Raw genomic sequence first — 16,150 nt, 5'->3', positions numbered from 1 at the left:
TTAATAACCAGTTACCAACATTACATATTGTGTTTCCCGCCGGTATGAATTTACACACGTATGGGTGTAACGTGTGATGCCCTGTAACCTGATCGCTCTTCACCGGGAGTGAGAGATCACCCGTGTCCTTTCGTCACCAGCGACGAGCAATCGGTGACGAGTCGTCGGAAGCCGTGCATGGGGCGAGCGTCGGCTCTATATGGCGCTACAACTTCCGAGTCGAAACCGGTCGACCGAAGGGCAATCAGGTACAATACTCGAATTATATGTCGATTTTGTAAACAGCATTGAATTCCGAGAGTACCGGGACAGTTATGTCGCTTGAACAACTGCATCCCGGTACGAAGTACGGCTAGTATCACGCCTCGAGAGCGCATATTCGGTTCCCCAATCGCCAGGTAGACGACCCAGTTGAGCCTCGAATTCGGTCAGTCCAATTTTCACAGTCTGATGAGATCGATTTGAAGATGGACGGGTGGTCGAGAATGGATTAGCGGTATACTACGGTGGTCTCTTATCTCAATGATGGTTAAGCCAACCAGTCCTCCAAAATACCAGTATATAGATAATGATGCGTTGCTATTATTTACGTGACTATATCTCGAACGAATGTCTAATCGGTTGTTTCACGCACTGGCCGCGGTTCTCGCTCAGGTAGTGGTGTCCTCGATGAACGGGTGGTTTCTCTGCCAATCGCGGTGTGAGGCTGATTGCACTGATGTGTGTCGACGGGTACTGGTCGGCTCGCTCGTCACCGGTTCTCGATGAATTGGTCGAGGCGAGAAATGGAACTATCAGTTCACAGGCGGTCGCCCAGAAACCACCCCACCCGTACTCGTCAACGTCTCACGCGACCGATCGATCCCTGTCGGTCGTCTTTTCCAGGTGCTCGAGTCCCCAGTCGCGCATCTCGATGATGACGGGTTCGAGAGATTCACCCGTCTCGGTGAGCGAGTACTCCACGCGAACTGGTTTTTCGTTGACGATCGCCCGGTTTACCAGATGCTTCTCTTCGAGGTCTTCGAGCGTGTCCGAGAGCACCTTGCTCGAAATTCCGTCGACCTCGGTCTGTAACGCGCTAAAGCCGAGGGGCCCGTTCTCGAGGAGTCGATGAATGATGACGCAGTGCCATTTCTTGCCGATCATCGTCGCCGTCGAGGTAATCGGGCACCACTCCTCGCCTGCACACCACACTTCCAGTTTCTTCGTCGAATCGTTCATAGGGAGTGCTCGTGACCGATGCATATAAGATTACCTTATGTAAGTCAGTTGTAGATAGTTACGGTTCCACCGTTCTCGGGTCTCGCATAGAGGATGGACAACTCGATACGCACAATCGGATGGCACACAGCGATCACACGACTATTTGACTCACCATCGATTCACACTTCGAGCGAACTATTCCCCCGTCCAGTAACCGACGGCATCCTCGACGCGATAGTAGCCGTGGACTGACCGTTCGTCGCTTCCACCGGGTGGTGAACCGACGAATACGCCAACCTTTCCCGAGTCCGGATACACCGTTACGTCAGGTTCGTTCATCGACGAGAACGCGAGATACCGAAGCGTCCCATCGGAATCGTTGATTACTTTGTGCCCACCAGTTTCGTCGGCTGGAAGCGCCGCGTAGTCCCCTTCGCGAAGCGAGTGTGTGTCCCCGGCGAGTCGAATGGTACCACGTCCGGAAAGCACGTACATCGCTTCTTCGTTCGCCGTATGATAGTGGTACGGCCACGACTCCTGACCCGGTGGCAACTCGTAGAGACTACACCCGAGTTTCTCGCCGCCCGCCGCCTCGCCCAGTTGCTTTCGCCGCACGTTCATCTCGCCGTCCTTGAGTTCTGACCAGTCGAGATCAGCGTCGTTTACTATGCCCATGTATCGTCATTGATGCCCTAGAAGAAATCGTTTGTTCGTCTGCGGGCCACGTGTGGACCCCCTGTAGTCCGCGAGGGCGAAAAAACCGGCCGAGAATTCCGGCGGACCACCCCGAGGGCTAACCTAGCTCGTCGACACTGACGGGTACGGGATCGGAGTCATCCGCAGGATAGCGGCGGAAACTAAAGCGATCGCAACCGAACCCACGAACGAACCCTCGGTCGACGTCGAAAATCACTGCAATTCGACCTTCCCGCTCGAGTCCACGGACAGGTCGCGTCCGCAGTACCGAAACGAGACGCGGCCGATCGGGGCAGTACTGCCCTCGATCGGGGTAAACAACCGATCGAGTGCGGCCGGGTCGATGGCATCGTAGAGTGGTGGGTCGAGGTCACACGGATCGACGCCCTCGGCATCGGCAACGCATTCGACGACGCGCATGCTCACTTATCGAGACCGTCCCCTCGCCGGGATCTGACCGACTGGAGCCCTCCACGGGTTACACCAGCAACTGGACGTCGGACTCGGCCATGTGTTGGAGTGCGGTAGCCGCACCGACGCCAGTGGTGACGCCGTCGTAGAAGTCGTCCTCCTCGTAGTCCATCAACTCGATCGTCATCTGGCAGGCCTGCAGGTCGACCCCGCTCTCGAGCGAGACGTCGATCAGTTCTTCGATGGTCGGCGTTCCGTTCTCGTCGATTTTCTTTTCCATCAGTCTCGTGGCCATCCGGTCCATGCCGGGGAACGCGGCAATCGCGTTCGGAAGCGGCATGTTCGGGTTGCCGACCGCGCTCAGCTTGAGGCGCTTCGATTTCTCCTCGTGGAGAATGTCGAGTCCCCAGAACGTGTGGAAGACGATGACATCCCAGCCGAATGCAGCCGCCGTGCTGGCGAGTATCAGCGGCGGGTACGCCATGTCGAAACTCCCCTGGGTGGCAACGATCGTCAACTTCTTTTGATCATCGCTGTCGTCCAGCTCGGCCACCGATGATTCGAGTTCCTCGATACGATCGCGCAGTGCCTGCATCTCCGCGGGGTTGACCTCGGGATCGGGACCGTTGTCGTCGGCCGTCGTCGTCGCGTTATCAGTACTCATCTTAGTCCGTTTTCTTGACGTAGTGGGTGTAGCGATCACCGTCCTCGACCTGATCGAGGAGTTCGACCCCTCGGGTGCCGTCCGCCCACCCCTGAATGTCGCTCATACTCCCCGAGTCGGTTGCCACGACCTCCAGCACGTCGCCGGCCGCGAGGTCGTCGATCGCTTGCTTTGTCTTGACGATGGGCATCGGGCAAGACAGTCCTTTCACGTCGAGCGTCTCCGTGGTGTCGTATTTCGAGCTCATCGGTGGTCCTTGTGCTCTATATTGGAGCTATTACACAATACCATCCGCATCTATAAAAGGATATCGGTTATTGCATGATATGAAAACATCTGCAATCCGATTAGAAAACCGTCTTCGGTCCAGAGTGGCTTTGCAGCCACTCCATAGCAATATTATAAAATGCACCCAGCTATTGTATTGTGCAAATAAGGAAATACCTTGCAAAACCTTAAGTGCACCCAGCCGGTACTCTGACTCGAACGAGATGGACCAGATGGACTTTCCAACGCCAGACGTCGAAATAGCGGCGACGACGCCGGGCGAATTGAAAGGACGTATCGACGCTAGAGAGAACGTCACGCTGCTCGACGCTCGAATGAAGTCTGAGTACGAGGAGTGGCACATCGATGGCGAGAGCGTCGCATCGATCAACATTCCGTACTTTCACTTCCTCGATGAGGAGATTGACCCCGAACTGCTCGCACAGCTCCCGGACGACCGCGAGATCACCGTCCTCTGTGCGAAAGGCGGTGCCAGCGAATTCGTCGCGGGCACGCTCCGTGAACGCGGCTACGACGTGAATCACCTCGAAGACGGAATGAACGGCTGGGCGCGCATCTACGAGGCCGTCGAAGTCGATCGATACGACGGCGCGGGAACCCTGGTACAGTACCAGCGCCCCTCCTCGGGCTGTCTCGGGTACATGATCTCCAACGGCGACGAGGCAGCCGTGATCGATCCTCTGCGCGCGTTCACGGACCGATACCTCGGGGACGCGACAGAATTGGGCGTCGAGCTAACGTACGCGATCGACACGCACATTCACGCGGACCACATCTCGGGCGTCCGCGCGCTGATCCAGGAAGGGGTCGAGGGCGTCATCCCCGAGGCGTCAGTCGATCGCGGCGTCACCTACGCCGACGAGATGACGCTGGCTGCGGACGGCGACGAGTTCCGGGTCGGCAACGCGACGATCGAGACCGTCGCCACGCCGGGACACACCTCCGGAATGACCTCGTACCTGATCGACGGCGAACTGCTCGCGACCGGCGACGGTCTGTTCGTCGAGAGCGTCGCTCGTCCCGACTTGGAAGAGGGCGACGACGGCGCACCAGAGGCCGCAGCCCAGCTCTACGAGTCGCTTCAAGAGCGCGTCCTCTCGCTGCCCGCGGAGACGCTCGTCGGCGGGGCACACTTCAGCGACGCCGCCGAACCGGCCGCCGACGGAACCTACACCGCCCCGATCGGCCAACTCGTCGACGAGATGGAGGCGCTGACGATGGCTAACGACGAGTTCGTCGAATTGATCCTGTCAGATATGCCGCCCCGGCCGGCCAACTTCGAGGAAATTATCGCAACCAACCTCGGTCAGCAGGAGACCGGCGACGAGGACGCCTTCGAACTCGAACTCGGGCCGAACAACTGCGCCGCCAGCCAGGGTTCCCTGGCCGGTGACTAACTCCACCACCGACCACTCGAATGGGACCTGAATTCATCGAACCCGCGCTGTTCGAGAGTCTGTTTCCCGAGGGCATTAGTCGGTACGCCGTCGGCGGGCTGCTCGTCGGCCTCGGTGCCGCCGTCGTCTACCTCGGAACCGGCATTTCCGCCGGCGCGAGTACGTTCCTCGAATCGACGCTCTCGTACGTCTCCGACCAGTCTCGGTTCCAGCGCTACCGTGGCTCGCGAGACTGGCGCGTCGTCTTTACACTCGGAATCGTCGCGGGCGCGGCAGTGTACGGACTCAGCTTCCAGTCCGGGCTGGTCTCGAGCGGACTCTACCAACCCGCCACGACTGGAGAATTACGAGACATCGGCGGGGTCACGGTCTGGCTAACCGACGTCCACCCCTGGCGGCTGTTCATCGGCGGCATTCTGGTGGGAATCGGTACCAGGATCGGGAAGGGCTGTACCTCCGGCCACGGGGTCTGTGGCGTCGGCTCGGCCTCGAAAACGTCGATCGTCGGCGTACTCACGTTCCTCGCGGTAGCGATCGGGACGGCTCAGGTCGTGATGGCACTGGGGGTGAGTCCATGAGTGAGACCCACCCGGACGGCGAATCGACCCGGCGCCATCCGCTGTTCATGCCGTTGATTTTCGCCGGCGGTCTGACCTTCGGGTTTGGCCTCGGCTTTAGCCACATGGCCCGACCCGAGGTCGTTCTCAACTTCCTGCAGTTCGAGGACTTCGGACTGCTGTTCGTCATGGGCGGTGCGGCGATCGTCACCGGTATCGCCTTCGCGCTGGTGCCCCGACTGTTCGATCGCGCGCCGCTGACCGGCGATACGTACGGTCGGCGGCTGAAACCCTTCGATCGGAACGTCCTGATCGGCGGATCGATCTTCGGCGTGGGCTGGGGGCTTTCCGGGATCTGCCCCGGCGCGGCCTACGCCAGCCTCGGGATCGGCAACGTCACGATCCTGTGGGCGCTTGCCGGAATGTTCGTCGGCGCGTACGTTCAGGGCTACTGGCGTAGCCAGCGCGCCGCTTCCGGGACGACACCCACCGGCGCTGACTGATACGGATTCGTATCCGTAGTTACCGTCGATCGGCCACGACGGTTCTCCGATCGGCGGTAATTGATGACACTAATCCGTATGAGGCGCGTTCTCACTTCATAGTGAGACGCCCGAAACCGTTCACGACGAGCGCACTCATAACGGCTGCACTCTTATGGCCACCGTCCGAACTGCTGGTATGGGATTTCACACGTTCCCGATCGATCGCGCCGACGCGCTCGAGGATCCGTCTCGGTACCGCTTCTGTTCGCGAGAGGAGTTAGTCGAGATGCTCGCCATCGAAACCGAGTGCGTCGTCGCTGACCTGGGGTCGGGAACTGGCTTTTATTCGCGAGACGTCGCGCCGTTCGCCGAGACGCTGTACGCCGTCGACGTACAGCCGGAAATGCACGAGTACCACCGCGAGGCGGGCGTCGCAGAGAACGTCGAACTGGTCACGACCGGTGTCGGGTCACTCCCCTTCGACGACGGCGAACTGGACGCAGGGTTCTCGACGATGACTCACCACGAGTACGCCGACCCCGAGACGATGAGTGAACTCGCCCGCGTGATCCGATCGGGCGGTCGACTCGTCACCGTCGATTGGTCCGCGACGGGACCCGGCGAGGACGGCCCGCCGCTCGACGAACGGTTCGGTCCAGACGAGGTCGCGAGCCACCTCACGGACGCCGGCTTTACCGTCGAGCGCATCCACGATCGGCCGGAAACGCTCGCCATCGTCGCCAGTCGCTGAAAATCAATGCGCACCTGACCGCACGACGGGTAGTTGGTCAGTGTGTAAATCGTTTCATCCGTTACTGGGCCGTTGCGGTGGTCATCGAGTCGGTCCCTCGTTGTAGCGATCCGTACTGGATGCACCGCTCAGAACGAACGCGGTGTCGACGTTCGAAGGACGGGCCAGTATCGCAGACGTGACAATCATAGTTTCGCTGTCATGCTTATTTATCCTGGCTCGTGTGACGACCAGTTATGAATCCGGTGATCGCACGGCGCTGTCATCTCCTGTTCGGCCTTTCGCTGGTGCTTTTGACGATCGGTATCGGGTACTGCGTCGTCGTTGGAACCTGCCTGGCGGATTTCCTGGTCGTCATCGCGGGCCTCGTTTTCGGCTGGGTGGCATTGCTGTACTGCCTGGGGGCGGCCTCGTTCTGGGAATGAGACGGTTCGGTGTGGGTCGGTATCGACTGATACCAGCCCACCCGGTAGAGACCCGAACGCACTCGATTCTCGGATACTCTCCGATTCAGTGAATAGCCATTTATATCCGTCGTGGACGTGCGGTTGAGCGATGACCGATCGCTTGTCGCGCCGTCGAACACTCCGTCTCGCCGGAGCCACTGGCGTCCTCCCACTCGCCGGGTGTGGTGGACCGGGCGAAGAGACTGAGAACGGAGATGAGTCAGAAAACGGTGACGAAACCGACGAATCAGTAAACGAAGACGGGGCCGGCGATTGGGCGGACGTCGAGGAGTTTTATTTCGAGGGACGCGTTCAGGCGTGGACCGGCATCGAGCCGCAACGTATCGACGGCGAAGAAAACCCGACAATCACGCTGATCGAAGGGAACGAATACGATTTCAGGTGGATCAACGGCGACGGCGTCACGCACAATCTCGAAATACGGGACGAAAACGACGAGGTGATCGACGATTACCAGAGCGACGACGTCGGGGACGAAGGCGAAGAGACGACCCTCGAAGGCGTCGTTGCCTCCGAGGAGATGGCCGTGTACATTTGTATGTACCACGAAGCGACGCAGGTCGGAGATATCGAAATCCAGTCGGGGTAACCGTCGTCGTATTCGTCCGTGTATTCACCAACCTGTTCCGATCGGGCGGCGACGATCGGTCCCCGTCCTTCCACGGGTGACGTTGGGTCGATCACGCCAAGCGCCAGGCCGGCGGAACGAGCATCACGTTCCCGTTTGCTCGAACCCCGGATCCTTCGGCCTCTCGACGTGGACAATCGTTGCCTCCCGCGTTTCACGACCCAGATGGGAAAACGCATCGAACGCGTGTTCGGCGTTCGCAGAGAAGGCAGCCGCGAGGACCGCTTTCGTATCAGCCGTAGGAACCGACGAGACGATATTGCTTGTACTCCCCCAAACAGAAGTCGGTGTGATCGGCCCGCGTGATCTGCTATCGAGGGATACCACTCCGATTCGCCCTGGCTATACCGACAGCGTTCTGGCCGGTAATGCGTTCTGGCTGATAACGGCGTGATAATTGTCCCCGTCGGATGACGCCCAGATTCGACTGGTACAGATCGAAACTGACCGAGTGGAAGCCCTATCGCGCGAAGATAGCGACCGCGGGCGGCACGGTGTCGCGCCACTAATCGGGTTGCCGTCCGTGGTCCCGTATTTCGATAACCTCTCCAGATATTTCTGTTGGATCGCTGTGCCATATCCCACAGTAATATTGTGTCCTTAACCCAAAAGCGTTATACGGTCGCTCCGGGTACGGAGTCGTAACCAGAAATCCATGATTTGCACACTACCGTACGATACCGGAGGTCGAAACGCGTGATCGACACCGTAGCGCTTCCGGACCCTGTACAGGCGACGGTCCTCGTCGGGACCGTCTTCGTTCAGGCCCTCATCCTCTACGTCGGCTACGGCGCACTCGAGCGGGTCGCACTGTCACTGATCGAGACGATCACGGACGCACAACTGATGACGGCCGGGAATAACTGATGGAAGTGCTGGGGCTTAGCATCGCGTTGCTGGTGCTGTTCGTGAGCTTCGGCTTCATGGTCGGGGTCCTCTTCGGGTTTTTTGGGATGGGGGGATCGTTCCTGATCACACCAACGCTGTTGCTCCTCGATTACCCCGCCTCGGTCGCGATCGGGAGCGGGCTGGCGTTTTATTTCGGAACCTCGGTCATCGCCGTCCTGAAACACTACGATGTGGGCCAGGTCGACTACAAACTCGGCGCGATCCTGTTCGTCGTTCTCTCGATCGGGATCGAAGTCGGGAGTCGGCTGGTTTTCGGTCTGGAGGCCCTCGGAGTGGCCGACTTCGTGACTGGCCTCGCGTACGTCGTCCTCCTCGCCGGGATCGGTGCGCTATTTTTGCGTCGCGCGTCCACCCTCGGAGACGGTGAGAGCGCGGCCGGTGACGGCGAGAGCGGCGACGTTGGCGACGACGAAATTCCGCCGGTCGCCCGGAGAATCCAGTCGTACACCGTTCCGCCGATGATCTCGTTGACCACGGGTGGGCGAGCCTCGATATGGACGATCACGGGGGCGGGTGGGGGCGTCGGTCTCGTCTCTGGATTGATCGGCGTCGGGGGCGGCTTCATCCGCATGCCGACGATCTACTACGTAATCGGGACGCCGTTAACCGCCGCCGTCGGAACCAGCCTCTTCGCGGGACTGTTCTCGGGGGCGTTCGGGACGTTCACGTACGGGATGTCCGGCAGCGTCGACCTTCCCGTCGTTTCCCTGCTACTGGTCGGAAGCGCACTCGGTGCGCGAATCGGCTCGGCGGCGACCACGATCGTCGACGAGGACGAGGTGATCGTCTACTTCGGACTCATGATGGTGCTCGCCAGCGCCGGAATCGCACTCAGCGAGCTCGCAAATTGGCTCGGAACGGGGGCACTCGATCTGGTGAGCGTCCTCCTGCTCGTCGGGTCGTCGTTCGCCGTCGCGTCGATTATCCTCTATCGGGTCGTCCGATCGGTCAGCGCGGATGAATCGAGCGCACAGGCGACGCCAGAGAGCGACGGCCGATAGGGACCGTTGGAATTCGGTACTGGCGATCGATCGATTGCCCCAGCGTGGCGCGTTGGAGTCGAGTTATTGTGCGGTCACTGCATGGATATGTTGTTCTAGACGATTTGGCGACGAAACGGACCCCGTATTTCGGGATCCAGAGATCCCGTACGGATGAATTATCCACACTGTCACCACCGACACAGATCCAACTGAGCTTCTCTCGTACACTTGTATTGTGCAATACACACACAACCTTTAAACGCTCTCAGTTCGTAGGGAGTCGTGATGACAACTGATGTCGACAGCGGACCGACGAACCGTTCGCCCACCGACCCACTGTACATCGAGGGCGAGGCACACCTCGAAGACGTACTCACCGACCACGATGTCGTCCTCGTGGACTTCTTTGCCGAGTGGTGTGGCCCCTGCCAGATGCTCGAACCGGTCCTCGACGGACTGGCGGCGGAGACGAACGCGACCATCGCCAAGGTCGACGTCGACCAGCACCAGCAACTCGCCGGCGCATACGGCGTCCGCGGCGTCCCGACGCTGGTACTCTACGCCGACGGCGAACAGGTCGAACAGCACACCGGCGCCTTGCCGGCTGACCAACTTCGAACCCTCATCGAGAGCTACACCGAATGAGGACGAAGACTGAGACGACAGAGCGACAGGACCTCGTGATCGTCGGCTCCGGCGTCGCCGGCCTCTCGGCGGCGATATACGCCGCCCGTGCCGACCTCGATCCGCTCGTACTCGAAGGCCACGAACCCGGCGGCCAGTTGACGCTGACCACCGACGTCGAAAACTACCTCGGCTTCCCCGACGGCGTCGGCGGGATGGAGCTGATCCAGCGCGGCAAAGACCAGGCCGAACGATTCGGCGCGACGTTCGTTCACGGGACCGTCGAGCGTGCGATACTCGACGACCGCCCGTTCGAACTCGAACTGTCGACCGGCGACTCCGTGCGGACGCGATCGTTGATCGTCGCGACCGGCGCGAGCGCCCGCTGGGTCGGTGCCGACGGCGAGGACGAACTGATGGGGTACGGCCTCTCGACGTGTGCCACCTGCGACGGCGCGTTCCACCGCGGTGACGACGTGCTCGTCATCGGTGGCGGCGATTCCGCGATGGAAGAGGCGCTCTTCCTCGCGAAGTTCGCTGACAGCGTCACGGTCGTCCACCGACGCGACGAGCTTCGAGCATCGGATATCATGGCCCGGCGAGCCTGCGATCACGACGCGATCGAGTTCCGCTGGAACACCGAACTGCTCGAGATCCACGGCTCGCGGGAGACCGGCGTCACCGGTGCGACGCTTGTCCATCACCACGACGGCCGTCCGAAAGCGAAACTGAGAGACAGTGAAACGCTGCCGCGAGACAGTCCGCACGTCGATCGGGAACGCGTCGACGTCGGCGGCATCTTTTACGGGGTCGGTCACGTTCCGAACACCGCGTTTCTCGAGGAAACGGCCGTCGACCTCGACGACGACGGGAACCTCCTGACCGAACCCGGCATGACGACCGAAACCGCGATCGACGGCGTCTTCGGCGCTGGAGACGTGATGGACCCCGACTACCGACAGGCGATTACGGCGGCCGGAACCGGGAGCATGGCCGCACTCGACGCAGATCAGTGGCTCGAAGATCGGTCGCTGCGGAACGACCAACCGCAACTCGAAACCGAATCGTTCGTCTAGAGTACGGGTTCGTGGTGGGCTCGATCGAGACCGGGGCAGGTTCATCATACTCGTAGCCGTAGGAGTATCAATGGAGAAAATCGAGTACGTGTACACGTTCGGGATGGACGCTGACGCGATCGAGCGGCGGCTTCGCGACGGCGAGGTCGGGGTGCTATCGCTCGCTGACGGGTCCTCGGCGTACGCGATTCCGGTGGGGTATTATTACGACGGCGAGTCGCTGTACGTCCGGCTTGGTCGCGACGGATCGAGTACGAAGATGCGGTACGTCGAATCGACGACCGATGCCTGCCTCTGTCTGTACAGCGACGGGTCGGCGGCGGATAGCTGGAGCGTGCTCGTTCGAGGGCCGTTGCGGCGACTCACGGGTACCGAACGCGATCGCTTCGACGCGGCGGCGATCAACGATTCCTTCCACCGACTGTACGTCTTCGACCAGGACGTAGCGGAGATGGAACTCGAGATCTACGAACTGGAAATGGAGTCCGTGACGGGCCGACAATCGGCGGAGTGAGCCTCACGAACCGTCGCCGTCAGCACGGACGGACGACCACTCTCCATCGTCAGCGTCGATTCCCCGGACGTTGGCGATCGAGTATCGTACCTCGACGACGATCGACTCGTCTGTGTCCGACGCAATTCGTGCGTAAATCCTGTCGCTGAGTTCGGGGTTCGCCCCCGGTTCGTCCGCCCTGATGGTGACGACGACGCGATCGAGCGATCGAATCGGGTAGTCGTCATGTAACATGACCTCGACCGACTCCGCCTCGTACGCAGCGTACTCGTCCGCAGCAAGCACAGCGTCAACGTCCGCCTCGGCCGTCGATTTTAGCTGTGTGGTCTGGAACTCGAGTAACGTAATACCCGCAAGCGGGGCGGCGAGTACCAGCAACGCGACCGCGAAGATCGCCGTGTACCTGATCGTTGATTCGCGAGTCGGAGACACCTCAAACAGCCCCTGCGGACGGTAGCCCGCAACCCACAGGGTGACCAGCGCGGCGACGTTGATCGACAGCACATTCACGACGACGAGGACGAACGCGCCCACCGCCGCGCCGTACATTCCCCAGGCGGTCGTGATCCCGACGGCCGCCGCGGGCGGGATAAGCGCCGCCGCGATCATGACGCCGACGATCGCCTCGGAGAATCCCCGAGTGAGACTCAGGATGCCGGCGACACCGGCCCCCAGCGCGACCGCAATCGAAAAGAGGTTCGGGGAGACACGCTCCTCGAGTTCGGCAACGATCACGATGTCGACGCCACCGGGCTCGAGACCGGCAAGTCGAGCCAGCGAGGCGAGACCGATCGACGCCACAATCACGACGGCGACGCCGACGATCTGATACCGAAAGCCGGTCGATCGGAGGTCGTCATCGCCGGTAACGATACCGACGCTCGCGGCCAGTGCGGGGCCGAGCAAGGGCGCGATAACCATCGACCCGACGACCACGGCGGGCGAGTCCGACAGCAAACCGGCAGTCGCAACGACTGCGCTGATCAACAACATTACGACGTAAATCGAGAATGCTGGCGTGAACTCGTCGGCTTTTGTCCGGAGCACCTGTCTCGAAGTTCGTTGCCCCCTCGCGCCGCCACGGCTGTACTGGTCGACCAGTTCGTCGAACTCGCGGGAAATAACCGTTTCAGCGTTAATCACGACGACCTGAGCGTCGTCGAGGCCGACCGCCGCCAGTCGATCGAGTACTGATTCGACGGCCCGGACTGGGAGCGGGAAGCGAACGACGACGGCTGCACCACTCGGACCGGTTTCGTTGCTGACGACGTACTCGATCCCTTCGCTCTCGAGGACGTCTACGACCGCCCGTCGCCGCCCCTCCGGAATAGTGATTTCGAGATACCGCATGGAGCGATCCAACGACGAACGGACGGATAGTTCTCCCGTGAGCCAGAATCACTCCAGCCGTGGGTCGATCACTGAAAACACGGTCATCTACCGTCGAACGACGGGCGGGTCCATTCGCCGTCGATTTATATCGTCAGTCCGATACCCACCGTAGGGATGGCGTTTCTCGAGAACGTTGCGTTCGTGTTCGTCGCCGGACTCATCACGGCCCTCGCGACTGGCATCGGCGCGTTGCCGTTTTTCTTCTTCGACGCTATTAGCGACCGCGGGAACGTCGTTCTCTGGGGGTTTTCCTCGGGTATCATGCTCTCGGCGTCCGTCTTCGGTCTCGTCGACGAAGGGCTCGCGGAGGGCACCCCGCTGGAACTCCTCGCGGGAATGGCTGTCGGGGTTTTGCTCGTCATCGTCGCACACGACATCCTGATGGACGCCGACATCGACCCGCGCGAATACGAGGCGGCTGACTTCAAGAAACTCGTCCTCATCCTCGGCATCCTGACCGTCCACAGCTTCCCCGAGGGGATCGCCGTCGGCGTCTCGTTTGCCGACCTCGGACTCGAGGGCGGGACCGAAATACTCGGCTTTACGGTTCCACTGCTGGCAGTCTTCATGACGATCGCGATCTCGATCCACAACGTCCCGGAGGGGACCGCGATTTCGATCCCGCTAAAATCGATGGGCGTCTCCCGGTGGAAGATGGTCTGGTGGGCGATCTTTTCGAGTCTGCCCCAACCGATCGGTGCCGTCATCGCGTTTTCGTTCGTTCGCGTTGCGAGGGAGTTTCTTCCCTTCGGGTTCGGGTTCGCGGCCGGCGCGATGATTTACCTCGTACTCACCGAGTTCATTCCGGAAGCGTTGAACGTCGGTGACGAGTTGCCATACGGCGGACGACGGGAACTCGCGGGTGGAATCGCTCTTGGTATTGCGATCATGGTGCCGCTCACGTTCGTCTGAGTTTTCCCACACCACGGCCTCGGTGGGACACCGTTCGATCCGCGTGAGTATCGCCAGAAATTGCTGGTTTCCAGCGCTTCTCGAGAAGGCTCTGACTGCAGGCAATAGCGCTTCGAGTGCTGAAGTCTGCGTGGCTATCACTGCGAAGAGAGGGGCGAGCGACGGTATCGCTCAGCCGTGCATTTTCGATCGGTGGTGCCACCACTTCAGGTCGACGTCCGAGCACTCACGTTACGACACCTCGAGTTCACCTTCGACCGCGGGTTCCTGCTTCGGCGTCGCGAGTTTGTATCGCTCGAGACAGGATCGCATCTCCTCCGCGGTCCGGTACGTGAGCAGTTTGACGGGCGTATCGCAGTAGTACGTCTCGCCCCGCTTGCGAATCGCCATTCGAACCGGTTTCCCGAGAACGTCGATTTCGATGACTACCCGACTTCCCGTGTCGACTTTGTCTAGGATCTCTGTGGAGCTGAGGTCTCCCCGCTGGATGTGAAGTATGTCAGACATAGTGATGGCGGGCGAGTGAGTTGGGTCGATCCACGTCTACCGTTCCAGGTCGCTTACTGGACACTATCGGAGCCGTTACCGTATGTTCAGTTAGTCTTGGCGGTTCGGGTTTCGTTCGGATCATTCGGCTCTCATCTCGTACAGTCCGTCGTCGGGCCAGCAGTAAATACTATCACGTAACCGATTCGTAACCCGGTTACTACGAAGTTCTCGTCACGTTCGATCGGGGCTGTCGACGATCGAATCACAGACGACGCCGACGAGCGGCCACTCGAGTGAGCGTGGGGACGATCAGACGCGTCGTCTCCAGCGGCGGTCGCCGCTACGACAGTGACGCGTCGCAGTCACCCACAGTAGCAGTTATCGTCCGGACAGAACGTCGATTCTCGATCACCGACGGGGAACCCGAGCGCCGACAACGATCCCCGCAGTTGTCGACCGGCGGTCGTTTCGGGTCGAATCATCCCGCCGACGGCGCCCGTCGGTGACTCTCCGGTCTCGATGGTCGTGAGCACGTCCCGCTGTTCGCAATCGATCACCGCGACGTGGTTCGCCGTCTGGACCGGTACGTACAGCTTCTCTCGAGCGGAGTCCCAGGCGCCAGATATCGCGCTCCCACCGATGTCGAGTTCGCGATCGACGACCCGTTCCTCGAGGTCGATTACGGTAACGGCGTCGATGGCGGGTGTGAGGAGGTAGGTCGCCTCGCCGGCGGGGTCCACCTCGCTCGTAATTGGCGGGGCTGACAGTCCATCGTCTCGGGTGATGCGCTCGAGTTCGACCGGCTCCTCCGGATCGGAAACGTCCCAGATGCTCTCGGTTCGCAGTTGTGATCGCGGCGATCGTCTCTCGAACGCCGAAAACGGAGAGCAGCAGCACTAACAGACCGCTGGCGACAGTAAATCCGATTAGAACTGTCGTTCTTCGAATCCCGGCGTCGGTCATACTCATCTGAACCACGAACAGAAGCCAAAACGTTCCGGGGCTACGTACGGTGACAATCGCTTTCGTTCTATGCGTGATTGTGTGCTATTTCCAAACGGGATATACAGGTAGAGGAACCGAGGGTTGAAGCGAATACGTTATCGCCCTCGCCAACTCCAGAGACCGAGAACAAGAAGCGTGATAGCGAATACAAATAGTAGCGCCCACTCACCAATCTCACCGACAGTTAGGTTTTGAGATGCGACGAGTTCAGTTTCCTCGAGCAGGAACAATACGAGCAGCATCAGCCCGAACAGAGAAGCTATCGCGACGCCGATGCCCTCGCGAATCGTCCATTTCAAGTCCTCTACGTCGGCTCGAGATGCATCAGTCGCCTCTCCAGTCGGGTTGCTCGTCGGTTCCGGCATTGGATAGGCGGTATCCTCCCAGGACAGACCCAGGTAACCGATCGCGTACGAGAGAGTGATCCCTGCTACCATCACCACACCGAACGTTAGTACGGCCGCAGTTGCGTTCGGGGGTGCGAGGAGTATCGTCATGACGGCAGCGGCAACGACCGATCCTCCGAGCATGACAGAAATCGTCTGAGCGATGATGCCATTGCAGTTCGTATTCCACAACAGATTATAACCTCATCACACGACTTGGTGAAATTCACTTTGCCGGACTGGATCGTGCTCGGTCTTACTGCTGAGCTGCGACAGTACCCGACCGGGGAGTTTGACACGCGCATCTCACAGA

General features: G+C 60.3%; 21 protein-coding genes. 12 read left to right on the top strand and 9 right to left on the bottom strand.

Going from position 1 to position 16,150, the window contains the following annotated elements:
- Positions 1-846 precede the first annotated feature (846 nt).
- The 5 genes from AC6I6L_RS08880 to AC6I6L_RS08860 form a co-directional block, all read right to left on the bottom strand.
- On the bottom strand, positions 847-1,221 hold the full coding sequence (locus AC6I6L_RS08880) for a winged helix-turn-helix transcriptional regulator (protein ID WP_497917390.1): 375 nt from the start codon (positions 1,219-1,221) through the stop codon (positions 847-849).
- 177 nt (positions 1,222-1,398) lie between these two features.
- On the bottom strand, positions 1,399-1,878 hold the full coding sequence (locus AC6I6L_RS08875; protein ID WP_497917389.1) for a cupin domain-containing protein: 480 nt from the start codon (positions 1,876-1,878) through the stop codon (positions 1,399-1,401).
- A 234-nt stretch (positions 1,879-2,112) separates the two neighbouring features.
- Positions 2,113-2,319 carry a DdfA family disk-determining factor gene (gene ddfA / locus AC6I6L_RS08870; RefSeq protein ID WP_497917412.1) on the bottom strand — a complete coding sequence of 69 codons (207 nt, stop codon included), beginning with the start codon at positions 2,317-2,319 and terminating at the stop codon, positions 2,113-2,115.
- 58 nt (positions 2,320-2,377) lie between these two features.
- On the bottom strand, positions 2,378-2,974 hold the full coding sequence (locus tag AC6I6L_RS08865) for a DsrE/DsrF/DrsH-like family protein (RefSeq protein WP_497917388.1): 597 nt from the start codon (positions 2,972-2,974) through the stop codon (positions 2,378-2,380).
- Position 2,975: 1 nt separating this feature from the next.
- Entirely contained in the window at positions 2,976-3,221 is a 246-nt protein-coding gene (locus tag AC6I6L_RS08860) for a sulfurtransferase TusA family protein (RefSeq protein ID WP_497917387.1), read from the bottom strand.
- A gap of 244 nt (positions 3,222-3,465) precedes the next feature.
- Between AC6I6L_RS08860 and AC6I6L_RS08855 the strand changes: the two genes are divergently transcribed.
- The 11 genes from AC6I6L_RS08855 to AC6I6L_RS08805 all read left to right on the top strand — a co-directional run bounded on the left by AC6I6L_RS08855 (position 3,466) and on the right by AC6I6L_RS08805 (position 11,653).
- Positions 3,466-4,659 carry an MBL fold metallo-hydrolase gene (locus AC6I6L_RS08855; protein ID WP_497917386.1) on the top strand — a complete coding sequence of 398 codons (1,194 nt, stop codon included), beginning with the start codon at positions 3,466-3,468 and terminating at the stop codon, positions 4,657-4,659.
- 20 nt (positions 4,660-4,679) lie between these two features.
- Positions 4,680-5,237 (top strand): YeeE/YedE family protein, encoded by a 558-nt coding sequence (locus AC6I6L_RS08850; RefSeq protein ID WP_497917385.1) that lies wholly within the window; start codon positions 4,680-4,682, stop codon positions 5,235-5,237.
- A gap of 47 nt (positions 5,238-5,284) precedes the next feature.
- A complete protein-coding gene (locus AC6I6L_RS08845; protein WP_497917411.1) occupies positions 5,285-5,719 on the top strand; it encodes a YeeE/YedE family protein in 435 nt (144 codons plus the stop codon).
- A 178-nt stretch (positions 5,720-5,897) separates the two neighbouring features.
- Positions 5,898-6,452, top strand: coding sequence for a class I SAM-dependent methyltransferase (locus tag AC6I6L_RS08840; RefSeq protein WP_497917384.1), 555 nt, complete (start codon positions 5,898-5,900; stop codon positions 6,450-6,452).
- A 236-nt stretch (positions 6,453-6,688) separates the two neighbouring features.
- Entirely contained in the window at positions 6,689-6,877 is a 189-nt protein-coding gene (locus tag AC6I6L_RS08835; RefSeq protein WP_497917383.1) for a hypothetical protein, read from the top strand.
- A 130-nt stretch (positions 6,878-7,007) separates the two neighbouring features.
- Positions 7,008-7,508 (top strand): PKD domain-containing protein, encoded by a 501-nt coding sequence (locus AC6I6L_RS08830; protein WP_497917382.1) that lies wholly within the window; start codon positions 7,008-7,010, stop codon positions 7,506-7,508.
- A gap of 735 nt (positions 7,509-8,243) precedes the next feature.
- On the top strand, positions 8,244-8,414 hold the full coding sequence (locus AC6I6L_RS08825) for a DUF7512 family protein (protein ID WP_497917381.1): 171 nt from the start codon (positions 8,244-8,246) through the stop codon (positions 8,412-8,414).
- Complete coding sequence (locus AC6I6L_RS08820; RefSeq protein WP_497917380.1) at positions 8,414-9,457, top strand: sulfite exporter TauE/SafE family protein; 1,044 nt, start codon at positions 8,414-8,416, stop codon at positions 9,455-9,457. The genes AC6I6L_RS08825 and AC6I6L_RS08820 overlap by 1 nt, the downstream gene beginning before the upstream one ends.
- A 267-nt stretch (positions 9,458-9,724) precedes the next feature.
- Complete coding sequence (trxA, locus tag AC6I6L_RS08815; protein WP_497917379.1) at positions 9,725-10,084, top strand: thioredoxin; 360 nt, start codon at positions 9,725-9,727, stop codon at positions 10,082-10,084.
- Complete coding sequence (locus AC6I6L_RS08810; protein ID WP_497917378.1) at positions 10,081-11,139, top strand: NAD(P)/FAD-dependent oxidoreductase; 1,059 nt, start codon at positions 10,081-10,083, stop codon at positions 11,137-11,139. Before trxA ends, AC6I6L_RS08810 begins: the two co-directional genes overlap by 4 nt.
- A 70-nt stretch (positions 11,140-11,209) precedes the next feature.
- Positions 11,210-11,653: a pyridoxamine 5'-phosphate oxidase family protein gene (locus AC6I6L_RS08805; RefSeq protein ID WP_497917377.1), complete on the top strand. Its 444-nt coding sequence runs from the start codon at positions 11,210-11,212 to the stop codon at positions 11,651-11,653.
- A gap of 3 nt (positions 11,654-11,656) precedes the next feature.
- Here AC6I6L_RS08805 and AC6I6L_RS08800 read toward each other — a convergent pair whose 3' ends face one another.
- A complete protein-coding gene (locus tag AC6I6L_RS08800) occupies positions 11,657-13,003 on the bottom strand; it encodes a TIGR00341 family protein (RefSeq protein WP_497917376.1) in 1,347 nt (448 codons plus the stop codon).
- Positions 13,004-13,159: 156 nt separating this feature from the next.
- Here AC6I6L_RS08800 and AC6I6L_RS08795 point away from each other — a divergent pair, with 156 nt between their 5' ends.
- Positions 13,160-13,957 (top strand): ZIP family metal transporter, encoded by a 798-nt coding sequence (locus tag AC6I6L_RS08795; RefSeq protein WP_497917375.1) that lies wholly within the window; start codon positions 13,160-13,162, stop codon positions 13,955-13,957.
- A gap of 231 nt (positions 13,958-14,188) precedes the next feature.
- Here the strand turns inward: AC6I6L_RS08795 and AC6I6L_RS08790 are convergent, their stop codons facing one another.
- From AC6I6L_RS08790 to AC6I6L_RS08780, 3 genes are all read right to left on the bottom strand, one after another.
- Positions 14,189-14,464 carry a DUF8001 family protein gene (locus tag AC6I6L_RS08790; RefSeq protein WP_497917374.1) on the bottom strand — a complete coding sequence of 92 codons (276 nt, stop codon included), beginning with the start codon at positions 14,462-14,464 and terminating at the stop codon, positions 14,189-14,191.
- 344 nt (positions 14,465-14,808) lie between these two features.
- Positions 14,809-15,186 carry a YncE family protein gene (locus AC6I6L_RS08785; protein ID WP_497917373.1) on the bottom strand — a complete coding sequence of 126 codons (378 nt, stop codon included), beginning with the start codon at positions 15,184-15,186 and terminating at the stop codon, positions 14,809-14,811.
- 360 nt (positions 15,187-15,546) lie between these two features.
- Positions 15,547-15,981, bottom strand: a complete 435-nt coding sequence (locus AC6I6L_RS08780) for a hypothetical protein (protein WP_497917372.1) — start codon at positions 15,979-15,981, stop codon at positions 15,547-15,549.
- Positions 15,982-16,150: the final 169 nt, after the last annotated feature.

The organism is Halosolutus sp. DAT137 (assembly GCF_059736405.1).
The sequence above is the reverse complement of the archived record's forward strand: the minus strand, read 5'-3'. Positions and strand labels throughout refer to the sequence as shown.

Excerpts from the sequence above, each read along its gene's own strand:
- ddfA (WP_497917412.1), bottom strand. The coding sequence starts at position 2,319 with ATGCGCGTCGTCGAATGCGTTGCCGATGCCGAGGGCGTCGATCCGTGT.
- AC6I6L_RS08845 (WP_497917411.1), top strand. The coding sequence starts at position 5,285 with ATGCCGTTGATTTTCGCCGGCGGTCTGACCTTCGGGTTTGGCCTCGGC.
- AC6I6L_RS08860 (WP_497917387.1), bottom strand. The coding sequence starts at position 3,221 with ATGAGCTCGAAATACGACACCACGGAGACGCTCGACGTGAAAGGACTG.
- AC6I6L_RS08790 (WP_497917374.1), bottom strand. The coding sequence starts at position 14,464 with ATGTCTGACATACTTCACATCCAGCGGGGAGACCTCAGCTCCACAGAG.
- AC6I6L_RS08865 (WP_497917388.1), bottom strand. The coding sequence starts at position 2,974 with ATGAGTACTGATAACGCGACGACGACGGCCGACGACAACGGTCCCGAT.
- AC6I6L_RS08880 (WP_497917390.1), bottom strand. The coding sequence starts at position 1,221 with ATGAACGATTCGACGAAGAAACTGGAAGTGTGGTGTGCAGGCGAGGAG.
- AC6I6L_RS08850 (WP_497917385.1), top strand. The coding sequence starts at position 4,680 with ATGGGACCTGAATTCATCGAACCCGCGCTGTTCGAGAGTCTGTTTCCC.
- AC6I6L_RS08835 (WP_497917383.1), top strand. The coding sequence starts at position 6,689 with ATGAATCCGGTGATCGCACGGCGCTGTCATCTCCTGTTCGGCCTTTCG.
- AC6I6L_RS08875 (WP_497917389.1), bottom strand. The coding sequence starts at position 1,878 with ATGGGCATAGTAAACGACGCTGATCTCGACTGGTCAGAACTCAAGGAC.
- AC6I6L_RS08820 (WP_497917380.1), top strand. The coding sequence starts at position 8,414 with ATGGAAGTGCTGGGGCTTAGCATCGCGTTGCTGGTGCTGTTCGTGAGC.
- AC6I6L_RS08810 (WP_497917378.1), top strand. The coding sequence starts at position 10,081 with ATGAGGACGAAGACTGAGACGACAGAGCGACAGGACCTCGTGATCGTC.
- AC6I6L_RS08840 (WP_497917384.1), top strand. The coding sequence starts at position 5,898 with ATGGGATTTCACACGTTCCCGATCGATCGCGCCGACGCGCTCGAGGAT.
- AC6I6L_RS08830 (WP_497917382.1), top strand. The coding sequence starts at position 7,008 with ATGACCGATCGCTTGTCGCGCCGTCGAACACTCCGTCTCGCCGGAGCC.
- trxA (WP_497917379.1), top strand. The coding sequence starts at position 9,725 with ATGACAACTGATGTCGACAGCGGACCGACGAACCGTTCGCCCACCGAC.
- AC6I6L_RS08795 (WP_497917375.1), top strand. The coding sequence starts at position 13,160 with ATGGCGTTTCTCGAGAACGTTGCGTTCGTGTTCGTCGCCGGACTCATC.
- AC6I6L_RS08805 (WP_497917377.1), top strand. The coding sequence starts at position 11,210 with ATGGAGAAAATCGAGTACGTGTACACGTTCGGGATGGACGCTGACGCG.
- AC6I6L_RS08855 (WP_497917386.1), top strand. The coding sequence starts at position 3,466 with ATGGACCAGATGGACTTTCCAACGCCAGACGTCGAAATAGCGGCGACG.
- AC6I6L_RS08780 (WP_497917372.1), bottom strand. The coding sequence starts at position 15,981 with ATGCTCGGAGGATCGGTCGTTGCCGCTGCCGTCATGACGATACTCCTC.
- AC6I6L_RS08800 (WP_497917376.1), bottom strand. The coding sequence starts at position 13,003 with ATGCGGTATCTCGAAATCACTATTCCGGAGGGGCGGCGACGGGCGGTC.